We start from the raw sequence: 22,072 nt of genomic DNA, 5'->3' as shown, positions 1-22,072 counted from the left end.
AACGTTATGCGTTGCGACGACACTCGCCCAATGCTATTAATGCCGCGCCCTATGCACAGGAGGCATTGCCCTTGGAACTGGTTTGGCTTGAGGATTTTTCAGCGCTGGCCGAATACGGCAGCTTTGTCCGGGCCGCCGAAGCGCGCCATGTGACGCAGCCGGCATTCAGTCGTCGGGTGCGTTCACTGGAGAACTGGATGGGCGTGGAATTATTCGTGCGCACTCCGCAGGGCGCGACGCTGACCGAGGCCGGCAGGCAGATTTTGCCCAGCGCTCAGGAAGCGGCCAGACGCCTATACCGCATGCGCTCCGAGGCCCAGGAAGTGGCTGGCATGGCGGCGAAAACCTTGCAGTTTGCTGCCACTCACTCGCTGTCATTCACCTTCTTCCCACGCTGGTTGCGCAGCGCCGAAAGTGGCGCGCCGATCGACGCGGTTCGCCTGCATTCCGACAGCATGGCCGTGTGCGAACAGATGCTGATTCATGGTCAGGTGCAATTTCTGTTGTGCCATCGCCACCCCGACGTTCCGCCATTACTGGCGCCTGATCAGTTCATTGGCAAGAAGGTCGGCGAGGACGTACTTGTGCCGCTGGCGAGTGCTTCAGCCCAGTTCGACACATCGCCTGAAACCCTGCCCTATCTGGCCTACACCCACGAATCCGGCCTGGGCCGAATCGTCGCCCACAGGCTACACGGCAAGGCCGATTATCTGCATTTGAAACCGCTGTTCAGCAGCCATCTGGCGGCAGTGCTGATGTCGATGGCGCTGGAAAGCAAAGGCGTCGCCTGGCTGCCGAAAAGCCTGACCGAACAGGAAATGGCCGACGGGCGCCTGGTCAGGGCGCTGGATGACAGTTGGGACATTCCACTGGAAATACACCTGACTCGCCCGACCGCACCGATCAGCCCTTCGGCGGAGGAGTTCTGGGCGAAGCTGGGGGAGTGAGCGCCGCGATTGTGCGTTTTGCTGGAAACCTCAGCCCCTCACCCCAGCCCTCTCCCGAGGGAGAGGGAGCCGATTTGGGTGCTGTTCAAGAACTGAGTTCGACCCGGTATTTCAGGTCGGCGAATTTCTACTAAACACCTCGGTCAGTCCCCTCTCCCTTCGGGAGAGGGTTAGGGTGAGGGGCTTTTGTCCTTTGACTCGATTTATGCCACCGTGAGCCCCGTCCATTGCTCCGAAACCGCCCAAAGTCGCTCAGCCAGCTCAGCATCCGCCGCCCATTGCGCAACGCCCTTGCGGCCCGCTTCAGGTTGATTGATCGGCGCAACATTGCAGTCTTCGCAATACACGCCACCCAAATCCGCAAGCAATGCACTGGTCGCACACCACAATCCCGTCGCGGCGCCCTGCTCCAGCGTTTTCAGACCGTTGTGGGCATCCAGCCGTGGCCGGCCCTGCTCATCCAGTGCATCGAATGCGGCAAGTTCCGCTGTGCTGAGGTGCCGTGCCAGATCCGTCAGAATCTGCCCCGGATGCAATGAGAACGCACGAACGCCATGACTGCGCCCGCGACGATCGAGCGCCATGGCGAACAAGGCATTGGCCGTTTTCGACTGACCATACGCGACCCATTTGTCATACGGCCGTTGCAGGAAATCAATGTCGCCAAAGTCGATCCCGGCAATCTGGTGCCCGCGCGATGACACTGACAGCACCCGCGCCTGTCCAGCCTTGACCAGCGCGGGCCAGAGGCCGCAGGTCAGGCGGTAATGACCGAGATGGTTGGTCGCGAACTGGCCTTCATGGCCATCGGCATCGCGCAGCAACGGCGCGGCCATGACTCCGGCGCAGTTGATCAGCAATGACACCGGCTGACCCGCGCTGACCACGCTGTGGCTGAACGCCGCCACCGATTCAGCCTGCATGAGGTCCATGGGCGTCACGCGGACACCTTCAACACCGGCCAATGCCACCTCTGCCCGCGCCGTATCTCTGGCCGGCACGAGGACTTGCGCGCCCGCCGCCGCGAGGCTTTTCACCGTCAGCAGACCCAGGCCGGAATAGCCGCCGGTGACCACAGCGAGCTGCCCGCGCAGATCGATGCCAGCCATGACTTCAGCCGCTGTGCTCGCGGCGTTGAACGGTGATTGCACAGGTTGTTGGAGCGTAGCCATGAGCGTGAATCCTGAGTGAGCTATCGAAGGTCTTCATTCTTGGCTAAGCTCTACGGACGAACCAGTCTGATAAATCCAGGTTTCTGTCGTGATCATCCAAAATCCTGCTGGCGATCCGCTTTCTGCCGTATTGGCGCTCTCCGAGTTGCAAGCAGCCTGCTCGGTTCGCTTGCAAGCGGGAGGCGTCTGGGCGCTGCGATTTCAACCCATCGAACTGAAATTCAACGTGGTGCGACGAGGCGAATGCTGGTTGCGCATGCAGGGCTTGCCGGCGCAGTTGCTGCGGGCCGGCGACTGCTTTGTGGTGTCGCGCACGCCGTTCATTCTGGCCAGCGGCGCCGACGTCGAGGCGGTGAATGCAGCGGATGTTTTTGCCCATGACGGCGTCTCGGCGACGTTTGGCGTCGGCGAGGAAGTCGAGCTGCTGGGCGGCAGCGTGTCGCTATCGGGACCCGGCGCAACCGAACTGCTCGACGTGCTGCCGACCTCGCTGATCATTCGCGCAGAGGCCACAGGTGCCTCGTCGTTCGGTTGGCTGCTGGATGAACTGGAGCGCGAGTGGCCATCACACCAGGCCGGCTCGCAGGCGATGTGCAACGACCTGCTGCGGCTGATCTTCATCCATGCGCTGCGCCATCACATCAACAGCGCGGATGCCGAACAATTGTCTTGGCTGGGCGGACTGCGGGAACCGGCGATTGCCGGCGTCTTGCGCGCCGTTCACGGTGCCCCGGAAAAACCTTGGCGCCTGACGCAAATGGCCGAGATTGCCTGCATGTCGCGCTCCGGTTTCGCCGCGCTGTTCAAGACACGCATGGGTCTGGCACCGGTCGAATACGCCACGCGCTGGCGAATGCGCGTGGCCGCGTTTCGCTTGCGCAATGGTCGGGACAATGTGGCCACTGTCGCCGCGTCACTGGGCTATCTGTCCGACGCGGCGTTTGGCGCTGCCTTCCGCCGCGTGCACGGCATATCGCCGGGCCAATACCGCCGCGATCCACTCCTGTAGGACAATGATCGAGGTTATGATCGCGACAACCGCCGCCAAGGACATCCGCCGATGCCTGCCATGAAAACCCGCCCCACCCCCGCGCCATTGCTCAAGCCAGGCGAAACCGTGGTGCTGTTCGACGGCGTGTGCAAACTGTGCAACGGCTGGGCGCGCTTCCTGATTCGCCATGACCATCAGCGCCATGTGCGTCTGGCGACCGTGCAATCGCCCGAAGGCCAGGCCTTGCTGGCGTGGGCCGGCTTGCCCCTGGATGAGTTCGACACCATGGCGGTGATCCGCGACCGCAATTATTGGGAGCGATCAGATGCATTCCTTGCAGTGGTCGGGCAACTGCCGATGCGCTGGCAGCCGCTGAAACTGCTGCGGATTTTCCCGCGCCGCCTGCGTGACTGGGCTTACGATCGAATCGCGCTGAACCGCTATCGGCTGTTCGGCAAGTACGACACTTGCCTGCTGCCAACAGCGGATCATGAAAGCCGCTTTCTAAAAGCCCACGGTTAACCCGACCAGTTGCACCGGTGTCATCTTCGTCACCATCATCAGCACGATGACAAACATCCCGGCGAACCCGGCGATGCCCATCCAGAACCACCAGCGGTAAGTGCTTGCAAAGCGATCATCCAGAGGCAGGCCGCCCTCGCCCGCGCTCAGCGCCATCTTCTGCAGACGCTTTTGCAATACCAGTACAGGCAGCCACAGTGCGCCTACGCAGAAGAAAATGATCAGCGACGTCAGCAGCCACTCACTGCTCATCGAAAGCCCGGAAAGCCGCATCAGCAGATAGCCGGTGATGACCTGCACAATCCCTGCCGGCGTGGTGATCCACGTATCGAAACGCACCACCATCCTTGCGACATGGGCGATCACTTGCGGGTTGCCGCTGCGGCTGGCGGCGATCAGGTAGAGGTAGGAGCCCATGCCGAAACCGAAGAGGAAAATCGCCGCGATTACATGCAGGTACTTCAGGCAGAGATAGAGCATCTCAACGCTGTCCATCGGAGAATTGAACCGACAGGCTCAAGTTGGCCGGATCGTTGATCGCCGCCAGATATTCATCGACGCTGATTTCGCCAACACACGGCCTCGCGCCAGGTTGCGGTGCATAACCCCGCGCCATTTTGATTGCCAGGGCGACGGCGGCGCAGCTGGGGATTTCCGGGCCTTTGTCATTCAGCGCGGTGAGTTGCGCGGTCAGGCTCAGCGGCTGATCGTCAACCCCGATGCCTTGAACATCGATGTACATCGCGCTTTTGCCATCACCGAAGCGTTCGAACCACGTGCCCAGTCGATGCAGACGCGCCGCCCAGCGCACATGATCGCGCACCAGCCCGAAGCGCAAGGCTTTCGCCAGCAAGGCATTGGCGACGCCGCCGAGCTTCAGGCCGGCGCCAGCCTTGAAGCGCAGCGTCTGTGCGCCATAGCGGCGTGCGAAAATATCCATGTCAGGCACATCGACATTGGCCAGCACCCGCGTGCCCAGTTGCGGCATGCTGCGCAGGGTCAGATCGAGCCAACCCAATACTTCGTGATCCTGGCCGTTTTTCAACTGCCTGATCGGTTTGCCGGCATAAGCGAGCACGCCTTCGACCGTGGACAGCCCCGGCATTTTTGCCGAGGAAGAAATGCCATGCTCGATCGAGTCGATTCGCGCAAAACGTGAGCGCTGCTGATCGATGATCGCCGAAGACAAGGTCGGCACCGAACTGCAACCGCTGAGCACGGCCACACCAGCCTCCCTGGCGCGGGCGTCGAGCACATCAATGCCGTTGACGAAGGTGCGGCAGTCAGCCAGATCGCAATAATTCACACCGGCGCCGATGCAGCTTTCAGCGACTGCGTAGGATTGCCCCTGAAACGGCCCGCCGGTGTGCACCACCAACTGAACATTCAACTCTCGCAACGCCGCTTGAAAACCTGCGCCCATTGCATCGCCGCACCACCCTCCGCACGGACGGCCTGATTGCGCTTGCAGCTCAGCGACCTTGATTTGCAACTTGCGTGCATCGCGGCCCGACAACAGCAGTTCAATCTCTGGCATGAGCGCCAGATGCCGACACACGATACTGCCGAAATTGCCGTAACCACCGACAACCATCACCCTGAATGCCATTGCCCTGTCCCTGTTTCAGCCCAAACGTGGCGCAGAGGATATAGGCCGCAGCGGCGATCAGACATTTATTTTGCAACCGGGTATCACCCCGCCCGCTTGTCCAAGGCAAAAAGAATGAACCCAACGCCCCTATCGTCGCCTAACGCACAGACCATCAGGAGCTAAGCCTATGCAAATCGAAACCGTGTGGATCGTATTGGCGGTCATTCTTGTGCTGATCGAGCTTTGGGCCATCAATCGGGTGCGTAAAAGCGAAGGGAAATCCAGTAGTAAAGGCGTGTGGATCGTGCTGATCGTGTTCGTGCCGCTGTTCGGCCTGATCGCCTGGGCACTGGCGGGACCCAAGCATGTCGGTCGCATTTCGCCTTCCCAGGCTAACCGGTGACCCACGGGCGCAGGCCCGTCTCAAGTATCACCACAGCCCGGCTTTTGCCGGGCTTGTTATATGCAATGCCCGCCACGCGGATTTCTTGCAGGCTGCACGAAAGCATTGTGCCTGCTTCGATGCCAGCCCTTGATTTAGAAGGGTTGCGCTTGATCGGCGAGTTGGCATGAGTCCTGCGATAGCCTCTTCCTGAATACACAGCAGCGCGAAAAAGAACGCTGTGTTCAATCCGTGAAAAGCAGAGGCCTCAAAAAATGAATGCCATCGACCTTCTCAAAGCCGACCATGAAAAAGTAAAAGCCATCCTCAGCCAACTGAGTGAGTCCACCGACCGTGCGCTGAAAAAACGCGTCGAGTTACTGGGCAAACTGGAAATGGAAATCACCATCCACACCCGCCTCGAAGAAGAGATTCTCTACCCTGCGTTCAAGGAAGCCGGCAGCAAGGAAGAAGACATCATGTACTACGAAGCCAAGGAAGAGCACCGCACCGTGGATTCGCTGGTACTGCCTGATCTGAAAGAAACCGATCCAGGCAGCCCGGAATTTGCCGGTCGGGTCAAAGTGGTCAAGGAACTGCTGGAGCACCACATCGAGGAGGAAGAAGAGGAAATGTTCCCGAAAGCGCAGAAGCTTCTGGGTAAGGCCAAGCTCGAGGAACTGGGCGCACAGATGGAAGCGATGAAGGCCAGCCACAAAAAGGAAATGGCGGCCAACAAAATCGCCGCTTGAAGTGTTGAAGACACCGAAGCCCGGCGGCAATGCCGGGCTTTTTTTGTGCGCCCAAACTGGCCCACGCTCCCACATTGGATATACGTATGTTCGGCAATTCCTGAACAAGCCACGAAACCTGTGGGAGCGAGCCTGCTCGCGAAGGCGTCAGGTCAGCCACATCAACTATGACTGACACTGCGCTTTCGCGAGCAGGCTCGCTCCCACAGGGTCAGTGTCGGTCTTGATGCAGGTTGTGATCAAACCGCCCAAGGTGGCGCCGGATCGAATTTCCCTTCAATCCACTCCTTGAACGCCACCACCGCCGCCGCTGGAAACCGCGATGACGGCCTGACCAGATAGACGCCGCCCGCCGAATCCAGATGCCAGCCGGGCAACACACGAATCAACCGACCTGCCGCCAGATCGCGGCTCATCAGCCAGTCGCCAGCACCGAGTATGCCGGCGTCGGCGCGGGCGGCGGCGAGCAGGGATTCGCTGTCGCTGGCAGTCAGGTTGCCGTGGGGCGTGATGGTCTGCACCTCGTTGCCGCGATGCAGGCGCCACAGCGGGAACGAGGCCAGCCCACTGAAGCGCAGGCAATTGTGCTGCAGCAGATCCTGTGGTGTCTGCGGCATGCCATGGGCCTCGATGTACGTCGGTGATGCGCAAAGAATCCGACGATGGTCACTGAGCTTTTTTGCGGTCAGCCGATTGTCCTCAAGCTCGCCGATGCGGATAGCCGCGTCGAAACCCTGCTCGATGATGTCGACCAGACCTTCGCTGTAATCGGCCACCAGCGAAACCTGCGGATGAGCCTTGAGAAATTCCGGCAGCAGCGGCCCCAGCCACAAGCGCCCCATCGCCGCCGGCAACGCCAGGCGCAGGGTGCCGCGTACTTCGCTGGCGCCCTGCACCGCTTGTTGCTGCGCTTCGTTCATCAACTCGACGGCCGCGCGCAGGCGCTGTTCGAGTTGCAGGCCGGCCTCGGTGATACGCACGTGTCGCGTCGAGCGTTCCACCAACCGCACGCCCAGTCGCTTCTCCATCGCCGCAAGGCGCTTGGAAACGATGGTCGGATGACGCTGCAACAAACGCCCCGCCGCGACAAACGAGCCTTGCGCGGCGACGGCCAGGAAAGCAGCGATTTCATCGCTGTGCGGGTTGCTCAGAACATCCAGATTCATGGTTTTAAAATGATCGCCCCTGATGATCGGCCTGCCTCGAGATCGGCATGCGCTTGTGCCGCGTCAGCCAATGAATAACGCGCGCGGATTTGCGGCGTGATGATACCGGCGGCCACCGCAGCCAGCACGTCTTGCGCGCGCTCCTGATATTCGGCTGTCGTGGCAGTGTGCGCGGCCAGCGATGGACGGGTCAGGAACAGCGAGCCCTTGGCGTTCAGCGTGGCTATTTCCACCGCTGCCGGCGCGCCGGTCTGCGCGCCGAACGAGACCATCAGCCCGCGTGGGCGCAAGCTGTCCAGCGAGGCCTGAAAAGACACCCGACCAATCGGGTCATACACCACATCGACCTTGCGCCCCTCGGTGATACGCAACACGTCGGCTGCGAGGGTTTCGGCATCGAACACCAGTACTTCGTCACAACCGGACGCGCGAGCCTTGTCGACACTGGCCTGCTTCGACACCACACCGATCACTGTTGCGCCAAGGTGTTTGGCCCATGGCACCATGATTTCCCCCAGACCTCCCGCGACACCGTAAAGCAGCATCGTCGTGCCCGGCCCGACCGGATAAGTCGCCTTCAGCAGATACTGCGCGGTGATGCCTTTGAACAACACCGCCGCCGCATCTTCGAACGACAACTCATCGGGGATCTTCACCAGACGCTCCGCCGGAAACAGCCGCGCCGAGGCGTAACCAACCAAGGGGCCAGTGGCATAAGCAACTCGATCGCCGACGCGGACATTGCTCACACCGGCACCGACCGCTGCCACCCGACCCGCGCCTTCCAGACCCAGCCCCGAGGGCAACGCCACGGGCACTGCACCTTTGCGCTGGCTGACATCCAGGTAATTAACACCCACCGCCGCTTGCTCCAGCCAGACCTCGCCGGACCCGGGGGGCTGTTCGCTGACAGTGTGCAGTTGCAGGACGTCCGGTGCGCCGGTTGCGGTGAAGCGGATTGCATTGGCCATGGTCATCTCCATTCATCGTTAGCCGTTGAGCTCAGTCTGAAAGCTCAGCATTCAACGAACAACCCAACCTGAATGCAGTTCATTGCTGCATCTGATGCAGCTATGCATGAATAAAAAAGGAGCGGCAGGTGCTGCCACTCCTCTTTGCAGAATCAATCGAACGCGCCGTTGAGCACTTCGTAGATCAGCCCGGTAGCCAGCGCGACGAGGATCAGGTCGGTGCCCACCTGTTGCCATTCGTAGCCGTCGTAATGAGGCAGATGGCCGAGCAGCCGCCCGTCCAGCTTCTTGGCGATGCCCGGAGGCAGCGGTTTGCCCCGCGCCAGATTCTTTTGAATGCCCGGCGGCAGTGCTGGCCCCGGATTCCAGTATTCGCCGCGATAGCCGCCGACGATGCCGAGAATATTGCCGCGATCAATGCTCGGTCCGCCGCCGCGATAGCCAGAGTGTTGCTGGCCTTTGTTGCCATTGCCCTGACCGCCCCCGCCCTGTTTGCCGTGATCCTGCATGTTCTGCGGTTTGCCCTTGCCGTTGCCCTGGCCGCCCTGACCACCCTGCCCCTTGCCATTGCCGGGGTCAGCCAGTGCCGTCGTGCTGCCGACTACAAGCGCGAGGCAAGACAGCGCGACAATCAATCTGCGAGCTTTTCTCATGTGCGATTCCTTCGGTTTGGGGGGCTTGAGTTTGGGGGAATGTGCTCAGCTTAGTGGATTTCTCCTTGCTGACCACTCGGCCTTGCGTCAGGATTCCCACCCTCTCCACCCGCGATCGAAAAAACATGAATCGTCAAAAGAAGCTGCAGCAGTTGTTCAAGGAAAAAGCCAAAAAGGCCAACGCCAAACTGGCGCCGAAAAAGCCCAAATACATCTGCAAGGCTGATCGCCTGAAGCTGGAAGCCGAAGCCGCGCAGGCTTCAGTGGAAAATACCGAGAGCTGAGTCAGGCTTTCTGCCGCGACGTCAGCCACGTCATCAGCGCCGCCAGCACCAGCAATGCCGCGCTGGCGAAGAAGGTCAGCCGATAGCCACTGCCGTCGAACAGCAGACCACCGACGGTCGACCCCGAAGCGATAGACAACTGCACCACCGCCACCATCAGCCCACCGCCGGCTTCGGCATCGTCAGGCAGCGTGCGCGCCAGCCAAGACCACCAGCCTACCGGCGCCGCCGTGGCGATCAATCCCCACAAGCCCAGCAACACGAACGCCGCCACCACTGAACTGCCCAGCCCAATGAGCGCCACTGCGATCATCGCCATCAACAGCGGGATGGCGATCACCACGCGATACAGCCCCTTCTTCAACACCGAACCGATGACCACGGTGCCGATGAACCCCGCCACACCAATGACCAGTAAAATCATCGACAGCACCGAAACATCGACCCGGGTCACGGTTTCCAGAAACGGTCGCAGGTAAGTGAACAGCACAAACTGGCCCATGAAGAACAGGCCGGCGCCGAGCATGCCGAATGCCACCCGGCGGCTTTTGAACAACGCAAAGCCGTTGGCTGCGCTGGCTTTGCGTGGCGCGGCGGGGAGCGCGGGCAAGCTGATCCATTGCCAGAGCAGCGCAATCAACGCCACCGGTATCAGGCAGAAAAACGCCCCGCGCCAGCCAATCACACTGCCGAGATAACTGCCCAGCGGCGCCGCGACCACCGTAGCCAAAGCATTGCCGCCGTTAAAAATTGCCAATGCCTTGGGCACGCTGGCGGAGGGCACCAGACGCATGGCCAACGCTGCCGACATCGACCAGAAGCCGCCAATCACCACGCCGATCAATGCGCGACCGATCATGTAAACCGTGTAGTTGGGCGCCAGGCCCACCACCAGCCCGGACGCACACATCAGCGCCGTCAACAGCAGCAACAGGCGCTTGCGATCCATCGAACCGGCAAGCCTGGTGATCGTCAGGCTGGTCAGCACCGCGAACGCGCCGGAGATGGCGATGCCGTAGCCGGCCAGGCCTTCGCTGATGTGCAAGTCCGTGGCCATGGGCGTGAGCAGACTGACCGGCATGAACTCGGAGGCGATCAGCGCGAAGACACACAGGGTCATGGCGAACACGCCGCTCCAGTACGCCGGTTGCTCGCCGGCAGTGGACACGCCCATGGGCTGGTTTGTCGGGTTGTCGATTGCTTGGGCCGTCATGCAAAACCTGTTTGGAAGAACAAATGGTCGAGGCACTTCTGCCCCGCTACTCAGGCTGCAAAGCTTGACGGATCGGACTTAACTTGATTAGTAGCGGTAATCTTCATGTGCTTTTGAGAAAAATTCAGCAATGAGCAACACCAAAGTCAATGACCTGCAGGCCTTTCTGGCGGTGGCCCAGGATCAAAGCTTCACCAAAGCCGCTGCTCGCCTCGGCGTCACGCCTTCTGCGTTGAGTCATACGGTCCGCGCGCTGGAGCAGCGTCTGGGTATCCGCTTGCTGGCTCGCACGACGCGCAACGTCTCGCCGACCGAGGCTGGCGAGCGCTTGATGCATTCGATTGCGCCGCTGTTCGAGCAGATCAGCGCCGAGCTCGAAGCCCTTGGCGAATTGCGCGACAAGCCCAGCGGCACCATTCGGATTTCCTGCACGGACGATCAGATTGAGTTGTGCATTCGGCCGATGCTTACAAAGTTTTTGCAGGACTATCCGGACATCACCTTGGAGTTTTACGTCGATTATGGTTTCACCAATGTTGTCAAGGAGCGCTTCGACGCTGGTATTCGTCTCGGTGAATCAATCAGCAAAGACATAATCGCCGTACGCATCGGCCCGGACTGGCGCCTGGCCGTGGTCGCCTCGCCCGATTACTTCGCCCGCCACCCGGCCCCCGCCACGCCGCATCAGTTGACGGAACACACCTGCATCAACATCCGCCACCAACCGGCCGGCGCGATATACGCCTGGGAGTTTGCGCACAAGGGTCAGGATTTCAGCGTGAAGGTCGACGGGCAGTTGGTGTTCAACAGCATCATGCACGTGCTCAATGCCGCCGTGGATGGCATCGGCGTGGCGTACGTGCCCGAGCAATTGGTCGCGCCGTATCTGGCGGACGGACGACTGGTGGAAGTCCTGGAAGAGTGGTGCCCGACGTTTCAGGGCTATCACCTGTACTACCCGAACCGGCGCCAGGGCTCGGCAGCGTTTGCAGCGTTTGTCGAAGCACTGAAATACAACCGCTGACAAACGCAACTCTTCAATCCAAGCCAAATCCCTGTGGGAGCGGGCTTGCCCGCGAAGGCGTCGGCACATTCAACCTCATCATCGCCTGACCCAGTGCTTTCGCGAGCAGGCTCGCTCCCACAATGGTCCGGGGCAAGGCCAAAATCTTCAGCGCAACCAAAATCCCTGTGGGAGCGAGCCTGCTCGCGAAGGCGCCAGATCAGATACATCCACGTTGAATGACACACCGCTTTCGCGAGCAGGCTCGCTCCCACAATGATCCGGGGCAAGGCTACGTTTTTACAGGCTGGCTCACCACAGCGGCACACCGAATTACCGCCGCACAACGACGAAGGGAGGCCCATTACAGGCCTCTCTTGTTTCTCACCGTCAGGATGTACCCAGACCCTGCGACAGATCCGAAGAAGACGGCCGCGCCGGTTCCGGTTTGGTTTCGACTTCGGTTTGTTCAGTGGTTCGGGTCACGGTGTCACGCACGGTTTCATACCCTTCCTGAGCTTTTTGCTTGGCTTTGTCGACCATGCCAGCGCTGGTGCGGCCCATGTAGCGCTGTTCAGTGGAGGTGGTCGGCAACGCCGCGCCGAGCAAGGCACCCAAAGCGACCCCAGCGGCAGCCACCATCAGCGGTTGCTCCTTGAGCAGGTGACTGAACTGCTGGCCAAGCACCTGCGAATTGCGCGACAACCGGTCACCGGCGTCATGCATCGCATGGCTCAGGTTTTCCTTCGCCGCACCGACGTTTTCACCAAGGTGGCTGGCCTTGCCTTTCAGCGACTGGTAGCCGTCCTTCAGCGAATCCGAGGTCGAGTGCAAATGCGCGCGGGCACTGTCGATGCCGTCGGCCAGACCGTCGGCCCACTCGCCGGCCTTGTCCTGATCCGGCCCGCTGCGATAGGTCGGCTGCGGCACCGGTGGGCGATTCTGGCTGATCATCAGCCAGAGCAGGCCCACGGAACTCAGCACCGCTGGCACCGGATTATTGCGCACGCTGGTGCCGAGATTGGTGAAGAACGTCGAGCCGTTGCTCTGCATCATCCCCCAGGCCTGATCGATCATCTGCCCGGGGGTGAACTTGCTCTCCAGTTGATCGACGATGTTGCCGATGCTGGCGCGCTGCGCATCGATTTCGCGCTCGATCTGCTCCGGGCTTTTTTCCGCTTCGATATCCAGTTCGCTTTTCATGAGACTTTCCTCCGCAGCGCTTCCTGATCCTTGTTCAAGGCGTCGAGGGTGCGATCAGGTTTGAAGTGAGATGGCTCGAATTGCTTTTTCCCGGATTGCAGCATGGCGAAGCCGATGATCATCACCACCACGCCGACGATCAGCGCGGCCAACCATGGCGCCATGAACATGCTCAGGCCGTACACCGCCGACATCAACAGAATGATGAAGCCGGCGAGGAACACGATCGCGCCGCCGGCCACCGCAGCGATGCCCGCTTTCAGCGTGCTGAGGCTGTTGTGCAGTTCGGCTTTTGCCAGTGCCAGTTCCTTGGTGAACAAGGCCGGTACCTCGCGCGACAGTTGTCGCAACAGGCCGACCACGGAGGCGTCATCCGTTTGGCCGAGGGGCCTTGCCCCGCTCAGATCAGATTCATCTCTGTTCATCACAGTTCTCCTTTGGCGTCGGGTGCGTGCGGTACGGAAGCCGCGGCAAAATCAGCGGGGTGATCGCTGTCACTGGGCGAGGTCGGGGTGATGTCGGTGGCCAGTCCCGGATTGGCGTGGGCCGATGGCGGCACTGACGATTCATAGGGCCGCTGCGCGCCGTAATCGGCTGGCGGTGGCGTCGAGGTGGAGCCCGCCGCTGGATCGTGTTCGGCACTGACCGTCGCTGCTGCAGAGGTGCCTGCTTTGAGAAACCGCGACAGGCCGAAACCGATGGCAATGCTGCCGGCGATGAACAATCCCGGATTGCTGCGCGCCAGATCCGCCGCATCATGCAGCAACTGCTCGGCACTCTTGCCGCGCAGATTGCCTGCCAGCCCGGTCATGGAATCCGCCATGTCGGTCAGGTAGTCGGACATACCCAGCGTGTCCTTGTCCTGGAGTTCCGAGACAAAGCTTTTCGCCCCTTGCGCCAAGGCTTCGATCTGCTCGGCCGCCGTGTCGCGATACTGGCCGAATTGCGCATCGGCCTGCTGCCGCGCACCGCCCAGTGCTTCGCTGACGTTGTCCTTCAAATGATCAAAACTTTGCTCAGGCTTGCCGTTGGGATCACCTGATTCATACCCTGACCTGCTGTCTGAAGTATTCATGTCGCCCCTCGCCTTCTCACTGAAAACGTAAAAACGGAGCTACACGGCAACATTGCCTCGAGCCCCCACATAGGAGATGACGGAGCAGCTTGCGCGAGAGTTCAAACAGGTTGATGAGCGTGCAGCATCAGGTCTGGATCAGCGACGAAAGGTTGCGCTTGGCAGGATTGTGTTGAGCTTCTGCGCCGGTCTGCGGTCAAGACAAGGCACGGGGGTTCATCCAGATGATGGCAGTGAAACCCTCAACGCCGCCGATAGATGGCAGAATCCCCACACCCTGATCACTTCGGAGACCGCAATGCTTCGCCTGTTTGAAGAAAGGCTCGACCCCTTCCCGCCCGACGAGGCGCCGCCACCGCCAGTCGGCCTGATGCGATTTCTGTGGGCCTGCACCCGGGGCGCGCGCGGTTACATCCTGGCCTTCGCCCTGCTCAGCGCCAGCGTGTCGATCTACGAGGCATGGCTGTTTTCGTTCCTCGGGCAAGTGGTGGATCTGCTCTCGACCTGGCAATCTGGCGGCGCTGCTGGTGACGAGGAAAGCCGCGTGTTGTGGGGCATCGGCATTGTGCTGGTAGTCAGCATCGGGCTGGTGGCGCTACGCACGATGGTCCAGCACCAGATCCTCGCGATCAATCTGCCGCTGCGCCTGCGCTGGGACTTTCACCGGTTGATGCTGCGGCAAAGTCTGTCGTTCTTCTCCGACGAGTTCTCCGGCCGGGTCACGACCAAGGTCATGCAGACTGCGTTGTCGGTGCGCGAGGTGTTGTTCACCTTGATCGAAATTCTCCCCGGCATTGGCGTGTACTTCATCGCGATCATTGCGCTGGCTGGTGGCTTTGCATTGAAGTTGATGCTGCCGTTCCTGGCGTGGATCGTTTTGTTCGGGCTGGCGATGGTGTATTTCGTCCCGCGTCTGGGCAAGGTCGGCCAGGAACAGGCCGATGCGCGCTCGTCGATGACCGGGCGGATTGCCGACGCCTACACCAACATCACCACGGTCAAACTGTTCTCTCACTCCAAGCGTGAAGCGCATTTTGCCCGTGCGGCGATGGAAGATTTCAAGCTCACCGGGTTCCGCCAGATGCGTCTGGTCAGCCAGTTCGAGATCGTCAATCAGGCGCTGGTGGTCGCGTTGATTATCGGTGCCGGCGGTTACGCGCTGTGGCTGTGGCATCAGGGCGAAGTCGGCACCGGCGCTGTTGCGGCGATCACCGCCATGGCGTTGCGCATCAACGGCATGTCGCACTGGATCATGTGGCAGATGACGTCGCTGTTCGAAAACATCGGCACCGTGCAGGACGGCATGGCCACCCTGACCAGCGGCCCGAAAGTCCAGGACGCGCCGGATGCCAAAGTGCTGGAGCCGGCCGGCGGCGAAGTGGTTTTCGACAATGTCAGCTTCAACTACAACGGCGAACGCCAGGTGCTCGACGGCTTGACCCTGCACATTCGCCCCGGCGAAAAAATCGGCCTGGTCGGCCGCTCCGGTGCAGGTAAATCGACGCTGATCAACCTACTGCTGCGCTTCTACGACGTTGATCGCGGCGAGATCCGCATCGATGGGCAGAACATCGCCGAGGTGACTCAGGACAGTCTGCGCAGCGTGATCGGCATGGTCACCCAGGACACGTCACTGCTGCACCGCTCGATCCGCGACAACATCGCCTACGGACGCCCGGACGCCACCGACGAAGACATCCACCGCGCTGCGGTGAACGCCCAAGCCGATGGTTTCATCAGCCAGTTGAGCGACAAACAGGGCCACAGCGGCTACGACACGCTGGTCGGCGAACGCGGTATCAAGCTCTCCGGCGGCCAGCGCCAACGCATCGCCATCGCCCGGGTGATGCTGAAGAACGCACCGATCCTGTTGCTCGACGAAGCCACCAGCGCACTGGACTCGGAAGTCGAAGTGGCGATCCAGGAAAGCCTCGATGAAATGATGCAGGGCAAAACCGTGATCGCCATCGCCCACCGCTTGTCGACCATTGCGGCGATGGACCGGCTGATCGTCATGGACGAAGGCCGCATCATCGAGCAAGGCACCCACGCGCAATTGCTCGAGAAGAACGGCACCTATGCGCGGCTGTGGCAACACCAGAGCGGCGGGTTCCTCGGTGAGGATCGCGGTTTGGTTGAGGTGATGGAGGAGTGATCAGGCTGGAGGGCCGGGGCCGGCCCTCCATCGATTGGCCTAGATGGTGACGGGGCTTTCTGCATTAACCGGAAGCTTTACGCGAAACACGGTTCCGCCTTCCAGGTCAGAGCTGACCTCGATCGAGCCGGCATGCGAGGCGACGATTTCCGAGGCGATGAACAGGCCCAGACCGAGCCCGGCAACCGGCCCGTGATCAACCACGGAGCGCTGCGAGAACCGCCCCATCGGGTTGAAGATGAACGGCAATACATCCTCCGGGATCGGTTCACCGCCGTTATGTACGGTGAACACCGCGCAATCCTCGCGGACCTGCAACTCGACCGAGACCGGAAACTTATTGTCGCCGTGGGTCACCGCATTGCTGATGATGTTGGAAAAGACCTGTTCCATCCTCGCGCCATCGAACGCTCCCATCACCGCTTCCTTTGCATCGAACCGCACGTTGGCCTGCGGATGAAAGGCGCGGATTTCCTCGATCACCCGTTCGCACACAGGGCTGAGATCGATCAGGGATTTTTTCACCGGAATACCCGGCCCCATCTGGCAGCGCGTCAGATCCAGCAGGTCGCCAACGATCTGGCTGGCGCGCTGCACGCTGGCGTAGATCTGCCTGGCCACTTTGCTGGTGCGCGGGTCGGTGGCTTCGGTACGACGCAACATATCCGCACCAAGCAGAATCGCCCCCAGTGGCGTGCGCAAGTCATGGCCGAGAATCCCCAGAAACACGTTGCGCGACGCCTCGACGGCGCGCGAGTAGCTGGCAATCGACTCGGCGAGCGCCTGATCGATGGCTTCGTGGAAGCGCGTCATGTCGTCGACATTCACCGATTTGCCATCCTTGACCTGACGCAGCCACTGGCTCAGCACACTGGTGCGCAGCGCGCGGTATTCGGAAACCATCTGATCGATGGTGAAACCGGCCATCAGCCGCGTCACCGCGTGGGTTTCCGCAGCCGTTTCTTCATCGTCGCGCGGCGCATGACCCTGGGCCTTGGCGATTTGCTCGCTGATGGTCTGCTTGCTACGCAGATCGATAACGATGGCGCGCAACATCTGCTCGGCGTGATCGCGCAGTGCGACGTTATCGAGTTCCGCACCTGGTGTCTCGATGGTGCGGGCGAAATCTTCCCAGGCCTGCAGTATCGGCTCTAGGTTTTCGAGAATGAAATCTGGCAGGCGCATGGCTGTAGTCCGCAGGGGAAATCCATCAACGCCAGCAACTGAGCCGGCGCAGATTTCGGAAAGGGAAATTCAGGAGTACAGAAAGTACGGCTGAGGGGATGCAGCCTACCACCAAAGCGCTGGGCTAACGTCGGAGGAAAATCGGTATGCTGAAGAGGTTGCGGTCGGCATGAGATGATCGCTGCGCCCGCAACGAACGCCTCTGAAGCGACTACGGCTACGGACTCCTTGCGATGAGAGAAGTCCGTTTGAAGAGGTTATCCGTTGAGAGTCTTCACTCCAGGCATCGCTTGGGCGTCAGTCGAGTTTGCTCGGTGTTCGGCACCTCAGCATTCACATCCGTCTGTTTACGGCTGCTGAACTCGATCGGATAGGGCCCGGTCTGCGCCAGAGCTGCCTGCACACGGCTGACAAAGGCCGCGTCGTCCAGGGTGTAGAAAACCCACACCTGACGCTTTCCGCCGGTGACCGTGCACCCCCACTTTGCGAACCCATCCGCCGTTACGGCCGCCTTAATCAGGCGGTCTACCCGCATCATCCGCGCGGATTCCTTTGAACTCGGCAGGAAGCGATCCGACACGTATTTCCAGCTGATGCGAGCCTTGTAAGGAAATGCCCGGGTATCCTTGAGATTCAGGTCGGAAGGCATGCGAAAACTCGCTGGCATTGGGTCGTCAGGAAAATCAGACGGTTGGAAATCGCTGTCGCCTGTCACGGCCACTTGCCGTTGCGGATTGTCAGCAGGATCATCACTGAGCAGTATTCTGAGCGCTTCAGCGCGGCGCTCTTCCCGCTCGCTCACGCATTTGTTGTAGGCCGTTGTATGCGCTGGACCGGCATCCAGACACGGATCGCGCTCCACCAATTTTGGAGAATGGGAGCGCGTGCAGCCGGACGTGATCAGGCTTGCCAGCACCAATAAAACAACGGCTGGCCAGATTTCAGGGCGCAGGGAAGCGTGGGGAATGACTTTCAAGTGGCCTTCCTTGGATGAGTTGCAGTACGAGACATATGGAAAACGGCGCATTTTGCCTGCCACCCCTGCTCCATGAACAGGCCGAGGCGGAATTAATGTGGCAATTCATCACAAGCAGTGCTCGACCAGCCACAGCCGCTTCTGACGAACAGCCACATACTCACTCAGAGGCCTACGCTGGCTCCGCTGTCCGATACGCCAAAGTCGCCCCCCGGAAAAGCACCACCCTCAATGTGATACACGCTCGGCTCTGCGGAAAAATAATCCTCCAACCCCAGCATGAACCGCTGGTGGTCTTCACTCTGCTCAAACCCCGGCGAGTGATCCTCAAGTGACTGCCAGCGCACGATCAGATTGAACTGCTCGGGAGTTTCAATACCTTGCGCCAGCAAGTGGCCGCCGTATCCCTTGGCGCGGGTCAGCAACGGTTCGACTTCGGCAAATGCCCGTCGAAAGGCTTCAGTCTGTTGCGGGTGAACGGGCAGGACTGCGATTTCATAAACCATGATGCTTCTCCAAAATCAGTGAGCGGATTCAGACGATGAGCGTAGGCTCGACGGCGATGGCGATTTTTCCCAGCAGACCGTTGTTGGCGCTCTCCAGTCGAGCGTGGGCGAGCGGGATGTCGGCGAGCGAATAGACGGCGCCCACATGTGGCCGCAACTGGCCGCGCTCGACCAACGCGCTCAATTCATCGAGCTTGCCGCGATTCTGGCGGGTGAAGACGAAGTGGTAGCTGGCGTTCTTGCCCCAGGCCTGGACGAGGTTTTGTGGCTGCGCGATGTCGACGATCGAGACCACGCGGCCAAGCTGAGCGAGCACGTCGGCGCTGCGGGACAGGGTATCGCCGCCGATGGTGTCGAACACCACATCAACGCCATGCCCGGCGGTTTCGCGCATGATCGCTTCGACGTAGTCCTCTTGGGTGTAATCGATCACCACGTCGGCACCCAGGCTGCGGACGAACTCGGCGTTGGCCTCGCGCACGGTGGTGAACACTCTGGCGCCCATGGCTTTGGCCACCTGAATCGCCACATGGCCGACCCCGCCGGCGCCGCCGTGGATCAGAATGCTTTCGCCAACGCGGAGCACGGCGCGCACGGTCAGCGCTTCCCAAACCGTACCGCCGACCAGACTCAGACTGGCCGCCTCGAGGTGGCTCAGAGAAGCAGGCTTCCTGGCGATGATGCTTTCGGCTGCGACGTGGTACTCGGCATAACTGCCCTGCCCGTCGAATATCTGCGGGGTGTACCAGACCTCGTCGCCCGGCGCGAAAGCGCTGACGCCCGGCCCGATGGCTTCAACCACGCCCGACACGTCGTGACCGGTAATGGCTGGCAGCGGCACCAGGTCGGGATAGTCACCGCGCCGAACCTGATAATCCAGCGGATTGATGGAAGTAGCGTGCACTCGGACCAGCACTTGGCCCGCTTGCGGAACCGGTTTGGGCACATCGTTGAGTTCGAACGAATCAGGGCCGCCGAAGGATTTCAAAATCATCGCTTTCATGGAAAACCTCGTATCGATAAAGAGGGATATCGAGAATTCTCGATATCCTGTAGTAAAAAAATTTACAGCTCTTTCCCTATGATCTCTGCAAGCGCGCTGATTGCTGCCTCATTGCGTTTGTAGTAGGTCCATTGACCGATGCGCCGCACCTCCACCAGCCCCACCCGCTGCAACGTGGCCAGATAACTCGATACCGTCGACTGCGACAGGCCGATACCTTCCTGGATACTGCTGACGCAGACACCCTCAACAAGAACGTCACCCTCATCCTGCGGGGGGAAGTTCTTCACGGGATCCTTCAGGCCTTCAAGGATCTTGAGGCGCGTCGGGTTCGAGAGGGCTTTGAAGATTTCGATCAGTTCCATTCGCCGAGGATATCGAGATTCTTCGATATGTCAATGCGGGATATCGATCTGATTGACAGTCGGCGACAGGCGGCAATGGAACCCGATCTGCCGCCCTGCCGGACAGCTCAGCCTTGGGGCGCATCCAGCAACACCCACAGTCGCACGATTTTCCCTTCGCTGATTTCTGCCACATCGACGCCGCTGACGATGACCGGCCCATCGCCCGGGCCTGCGTGCCAGCGCAGATAACCCAAGCCGTGATGCCCAACTGCAGTGCCCTCCGCAACAAAAGCGAAGTCCGGCCCGAACTGATCCAGCAACGCACCGGCCACTGCCGAAATCGCCGCTTGCCCGGTGACGATGCCAGCCGGTTCATACATCGTCGGTGCGTCTGCAAAAAGCTCCTGCACCGCTGCAATGCGCTTCTGTGCATCGCGCTCGTTGAACACGCGCTGCAGATTGGCCCGTAGCAAGGCGTCGTAGTTTTCAACTTCATCAGTATTTCGCGAATCTGAGCCAGCCATTTTTGATTCCTCGATTTGTGTGTGAAGCCCGGTTGCCCGGGCTCAGCGATTAACCATGTTTGACCAGGTTCAAGGCTGGCAGCGGTCCGCCCGGAAACTGCGCAAGCATTCCCTGCTGCACACCGCCGAGATCGATGCCGTAAAAACCCAATTGATCAATCAGCTCTGCAACCTTGGTTTTGCTCGCGGCATCTTCACCGGAATAAAACAGCACACGCTTGCCGCCCTCGGCGGAGGGATCGCTCAGCAGAGCCGCGAGCAAATGGTTGAAGGCCTTGACCACGTGCGCACCGGGCAGCATCTGCGCCACCACTTGCGAAGACGGCTGGCCGCCCAGATCGAACGGTTTGAACAGTGGTGCCTCGATCGGGTTGTTGGCATCGATCACGATACGTCCATCCCAAGGCCCGAGATCGCTTACCGCGTCGGGGATTTTCGACCAGTTCACCGCCAGAAAAACGATGTCTGCCTGGCTGGCTTGCTGAGCGGTCACCGCTTGTGCGAGTGGACCCAATTCGTCGACCAAAGCGGCAAGGCTCTGCGGCCCGCGGCTGTTGGCCAGGCTGACCGGCAGGCCTGCGTTGACGAGCAACCGAGCGATGGCGGTGCCGATGGAGCCAGTACCAATGATGCTGATAATCATGATGCTCTCCTTACGCTGTGAAGCCGCCGTCGACGATTAATTCTGCGCCGGTGACAAACCCTGCCTCTGCACTGGCCAGGTACGCCACCGCGCTGGCAACATCCTTGCCCTCGCCGTACCGCCCCATGGCGATGTTCGGGCGTAGGAAGTCCGCAATAGGCCCGTCGGCCGGGTTCATGTCGCTGTCGGTCGGGCCAGGATGGACTGTGTTCACAGTGATGCCGCGCGGCCCCAGATCGCGCACCAGTCCACGACTGAAACCGGTCAGCGCACCTTTGCTCAGGGTGTAGACGGAGGCGGTAGCGAACGCAGCGTATTGCACCATCGAGCTGCCGATGTGAATGATGCGGCCGCCCTGCCCCATGTGTTTGAGCGCTTGCTGAGTGGCGACGAAGACGCCGGTCACGTTCACCGCAAGGATGCGTTGAAAGTCCTCAAAGGCGATGTCCTCGGGGGCACCGAGCAGGCTGATACCAGCGTTGTTCACCAGAATGTCGATCTTGCCAAAACGCTGTGCAACCTCGGCAATCGCTGCACGTACAGCCTCGGGATTGCCCGCATCGGCCGCCAGCGCCACAGCCTGGCCGCCCGCCGCAACGATTTCCTGCACGACCGCTGCGGCGCGATCTGGCGATGCGTTGTAGGTGATAGCGACGGTTGCGCCATCTGCCGCGAGCCGTTTGGCGATGGCTGCGCCGATGCTGCGTGAGCCACCGGTAACGATGGCGATTTTGCCGGTCAGTGGAAGCGTGGATGTGTTCATGGTCGAGCCTCTGGGTGGTTGAAGTTGATGAGGCTATGAGACGCT

At 60.6% G+C, this 22,072-nt stretch carries 26 protein-coding genes; 8 read left to right on the top strand and 18 right to left on the bottom strand.

What is annotated here, in order from left to right:
- The first annotated feature begins 71 nt into the window (after nucleotides 1-71).
- The gene (locus AB4N41_RS19480) at nucleotides 72-947 is read left to right on the top strand and encodes a LysR family transcriptional regulator (protein WP_431078520.1); all 876 of its coding nucleotides are present in this window, start codon (nucleotides 72-74) and stop codon (nucleotides 945-947) included.
- Nucleotides 948-1,150: 203 nt separating this feature from the next.
- Here the strand turns inward: AB4N41_RS19480 and AB4N41_RS19475 are convergent, their stop codons facing one another.
- Nucleotides 1,151-2,119: an oxidoreductase gene (locus tag AB4N41_RS19475; RefSeq protein ID WP_460137912.1), complete on the bottom strand. Its 969-nt coding sequence runs from the start codon at nucleotides 2,117-2,119 to the stop codon at nucleotides 1,151-1,153.
- Nucleotides 2,120-2,207: 88 nt separating this feature from the next.
- Here AB4N41_RS19475 and AB4N41_RS19470 point away from each other — a divergent pair, with 88 nt between their 5' ends.
- Nucleotides 2,208-3,128 (top strand): AraC family transcriptional regulator, encoded by a 921-nt coding sequence (locus AB4N41_RS19470; protein WP_460137911.1) that lies wholly within the window; start codon nucleotides 2,208-2,210, stop codon nucleotides 3,126-3,128.
- Nucleotides 3,129-3,179: 51 nt separating this feature from the next.
- Nucleotides 3,180-3,632 (top strand): thiol-disulfide oxidoreductase DCC family protein, encoded by a 453-nt coding sequence (locus tag AB4N41_RS19465; RefSeq protein WP_310220457.1) that lies wholly within the window; start codon nucleotides 3,180-3,182, stop codon nucleotides 3,630-3,632.
- On the opposite strand, the gene AB4N41_RS19460 is transcribed toward AB4N41_RS19465, so the two are convergent.
- Nucleotides 3,615-4,112 (bottom strand): DUF2269 family protein, encoded by a 498-nt coding sequence (locus AB4N41_RS19460; protein WP_252877912.1) that lies wholly within the window; start codon nucleotides 4,110-4,112, stop codon nucleotides 3,615-3,617. The genes AB4N41_RS19465 and AB4N41_RS19460 overlap by 18 nt on opposite strands.
- A gap of 1 nt (nucleotide 4,113) precedes the next feature.
- The gene (locus AB4N41_RS19455; RefSeq protein WP_310220454.1) at nucleotides 4,114-5,241 is read right to left on the bottom strand and encodes a saccharopine dehydrogenase family protein; all 1,128 of its coding nucleotides are present in this window, start codon (nucleotides 5,239-5,241) and stop codon (nucleotides 4,114-4,116) included.
- A 169-nt stretch (nucleotides 5,242-5,410) separates the two neighbouring features.
- Between AB4N41_RS19455 and AB4N41_RS19450 the strand changes: the two genes are divergently transcribed.
- Nucleotides 5,411-5,626 carry a PLD nuclease N-terminal domain-containing protein gene (locus tag AB4N41_RS19450; RefSeq protein ID WP_041480553.1) on the top strand — a complete coding sequence of 72 codons (216 nt, stop codon included), beginning with the start codon at nucleotides 5,411-5,413 and terminating at the stop codon, nucleotides 5,624-5,626.
- 254 nt (nucleotides 5,627-5,880) lie between these two features.
- Nucleotides 5,881-6,357, top strand: coding sequence for a hemerythrin domain-containing protein (locus AB4N41_RS19445; protein ID WP_016774305.1), 477 nt, complete (start codon nucleotides 5,881-5,883; stop codon nucleotides 6,355-6,357).
- A gap of 239 nt (nucleotides 6,358-6,596) precedes the next feature.
- Here the strand turns inward: AB4N41_RS19445 and AB4N41_RS19440 are convergent, their stop codons facing one another.
- The 3 genes from AB4N41_RS19440 to AB4N41_RS19430 form a co-directional block, all read right to left on the bottom strand.
- Nucleotides 6,597-7,523, bottom strand: coding sequence for a LysR family transcriptional regulator (locus AB4N41_RS19440; RefSeq protein ID WP_252877910.1), 927 nt, complete (start codon nucleotides 7,521-7,523; stop codon nucleotides 6,597-6,599).
- Nucleotides 7,520-8,494, bottom strand: a complete 975-nt coding sequence (locus AB4N41_RS19435) for a quinone oxidoreductase family protein (protein ID WP_460137910.1) — start codon at nucleotides 8,492-8,494, stop codon at nucleotides 7,520-7,522. Before AB4N41_RS19435 ends, AB4N41_RS19440 begins: the two co-directional genes overlap by 4 nt.
- 152 nt (nucleotides 8,495-8,646) lie before the next feature.
- Complete coding sequence (locus AB4N41_RS19430) at nucleotides 8,647-9,147, bottom strand: anti-virulence regulator CigR family protein (protein ID WP_353188051.1); 501 nt, start codon at nucleotides 9,145-9,147, stop codon at nucleotides 8,647-8,649.
- 125 nt (nucleotides 9,148-9,272) lie between these two features.
- On the opposite strand from AB4N41_RS19430, the gene AB4N41_RS19425 reads away from it, so the two are divergent.
- Complete coding sequence (locus AB4N41_RS19425; protein WP_081932631.1) at nucleotides 9,273-9,431, top strand: DUF2986 domain-containing protein; 159 nt, start codon at nucleotides 9,273-9,275, stop codon at nucleotides 9,429-9,431.
- A 1-nt stretch (nucleotide 9,432) separates the two neighbouring features.
- Here AB4N41_RS19425 and AB4N41_RS19420 read toward each other — a convergent pair whose 3' ends face one another.
- Nucleotides 9,433-10,644, bottom strand: a complete 1,212-nt coding sequence (locus AB4N41_RS19420; protein WP_460137909.1) for an MFS transporter — start codon at nucleotides 10,642-10,644, stop codon at nucleotides 9,433-9,435.
- A 130-nt stretch (nucleotides 10,645-10,774) separates the two neighbouring features.
- Here AB4N41_RS19420 and AB4N41_RS19415 point away from each other — a divergent pair, with 130 nt between their 5' ends.
- Nucleotides 10,775-11,668 carry a LysR family transcriptional regulator gene (locus AB4N41_RS19415; RefSeq protein WP_460137908.1) on the top strand — a complete coding sequence of 298 codons (894 nt, stop codon included), beginning with the start codon at nucleotides 10,775-10,777 and terminating at the stop codon, nucleotides 11,666-11,668.
- Between the two features lie 369 nt (nucleotides 11,669-12,037).
- On the opposite strand, the gene AB4N41_RS19410 is transcribed toward AB4N41_RS19415, so the two are convergent.
- From AB4N41_RS19410 to AB4N41_RS19400, 3 genes are read right to left on the bottom strand one after another with little or no spacing between them, the layout of a single operon-like run.
- Nucleotides 12,038-12,850, bottom strand: coding sequence for a DUF3618 domain-containing protein (locus AB4N41_RS19410; protein WP_460137907.1), 813 nt, complete (start codon nucleotides 12,848-12,850; stop codon nucleotides 12,038-12,040).
- A complete protein-coding gene (locus AB4N41_RS19405; protein WP_052392217.1) occupies nucleotides 12,847-13,275 on the bottom strand; it encodes a phage holin family protein in 429 nt (142 codons plus the stop codon). The genes AB4N41_RS19410 and AB4N41_RS19405 overlap by 4 nt, the downstream gene beginning before the upstream one ends.
- Nucleotides 13,275-13,925 carry a hypothetical protein gene (locus AB4N41_RS19400; protein ID WP_406228832.1) on the bottom strand — a complete coding sequence of 217 codons (651 nt, stop codon included), beginning with the start codon at nucleotides 13,923-13,925 and terminating at the stop codon, nucleotides 13,275-13,277. The genes AB4N41_RS19405 and AB4N41_RS19400 overlap by 1 nt, the downstream gene beginning before the upstream one ends.
- Before the next feature lie 298 nt (nucleotides 13,926-14,223).
- On the opposite strand from AB4N41_RS19400, the gene AB4N41_RS19395 reads away from it, so the two are divergent.
- A complete protein-coding gene (locus tag AB4N41_RS19395) occupies nucleotides 14,224-16,080 on the top strand; it encodes an ABC transporter ATP-binding protein (protein ID WP_236169182.1) in 1,857 nt (618 codons plus the stop codon).
- Between the two features lie 39 nt (nucleotides 16,081-16,119).
- Here the strand turns inward: AB4N41_RS19395 and AB4N41_RS19390 are convergent, their stop codons facing one another.
- The 8 genes from AB4N41_RS19390 to AB4N41_RS19355 form a co-directional block, all read right to left on the bottom strand.
- Nucleotides 16,120-17,265 carry a sensor histidine kinase gene (locus tag AB4N41_RS19390; protein ID WP_252869247.1) on the bottom strand — a complete coding sequence of 382 codons (1,146 nt, stop codon included), beginning with the start codon at nucleotides 17,263-17,265 and terminating at the stop codon, nucleotides 16,120-16,122.
- Nucleotides 17,266-17,539: 274 nt separating this feature from the next.
- Complete coding sequence (locus AB4N41_RS19385; protein ID WP_252877901.1) at nucleotides 17,540-18,241, bottom strand: DUF695 domain-containing protein; 702 nt, start codon at nucleotides 18,239-18,241, stop codon at nucleotides 17,540-17,542.
- A 164-nt stretch (nucleotides 18,242-18,405) separates the two neighbouring features.
- Nucleotides 18,406-18,747: an antibiotic biosynthesis monooxygenase family protein gene (locus AB4N41_RS19380; RefSeq protein WP_150635651.1), complete on the bottom strand. Its 342-nt coding sequence runs from the start codon at nucleotides 18,745-18,747 to the stop codon at nucleotides 18,406-18,408.
- A 28-nt stretch (nucleotides 18,748-18,775) separates the two neighbouring features.
- Nucleotides 18,776-19,750 (bottom strand): zinc-dependent alcohol dehydrogenase family protein, encoded by a 975-nt coding sequence (locus AB4N41_RS19375; RefSeq protein WP_252877900.1) that lies wholly within the window; start codon nucleotides 19,748-19,750, stop codon nucleotides 18,776-18,778.
- A 62-nt stretch (nucleotides 19,751-19,812) separates the two neighbouring features.
- Nucleotides 19,813-20,115, bottom strand: coding sequence for an ArsR/SmtB family transcription factor (locus AB4N41_RS19370; RefSeq protein ID WP_024012559.1), 303 nt, complete (start codon nucleotides 20,113-20,115; stop codon nucleotides 19,813-19,815).
- A gap of 107 nt (nucleotides 20,116-20,222) precedes the next feature.
- Entirely contained in the window at nucleotides 20,223-20,621 is a 399-nt protein-coding gene (locus tag AB4N41_RS19365; RefSeq protein ID WP_252877899.1) for a nuclear transport factor 2 family protein, read from the bottom strand.
- A 49-nt stretch (nucleotides 20,622-20,670) separates the two neighbouring features.
- Nucleotides 20,671-21,267 (bottom strand): NADPH-dependent F420 reductase, encoded by a 597-nt coding sequence (locus tag AB4N41_RS19360; protein ID WP_252878170.1) that lies wholly within the window; start codon nucleotides 21,265-21,267, stop codon nucleotides 20,671-20,673.
- A 7-nt stretch (nucleotides 21,268-21,274) separates the two neighbouring features.
- Entirely contained in the window at nucleotides 21,275-22,027 is a 753-nt protein-coding gene (locus tag AB4N41_RS19355) for a 3-oxoacyl-ACP reductase family protein (RefSeq protein ID WP_041480567.1), read from the bottom strand.
- Nucleotides 22,028-22,072: the final 45 nt, after the last annotated feature.

The organism is Pseudomonas sp. S2_A10, assembly GCF_054668465.1.
The sequence above is the reverse complement of the archived record's forward strand: the minus strand, read 5'-3'. Positions and strand labels throughout refer to the sequence as shown.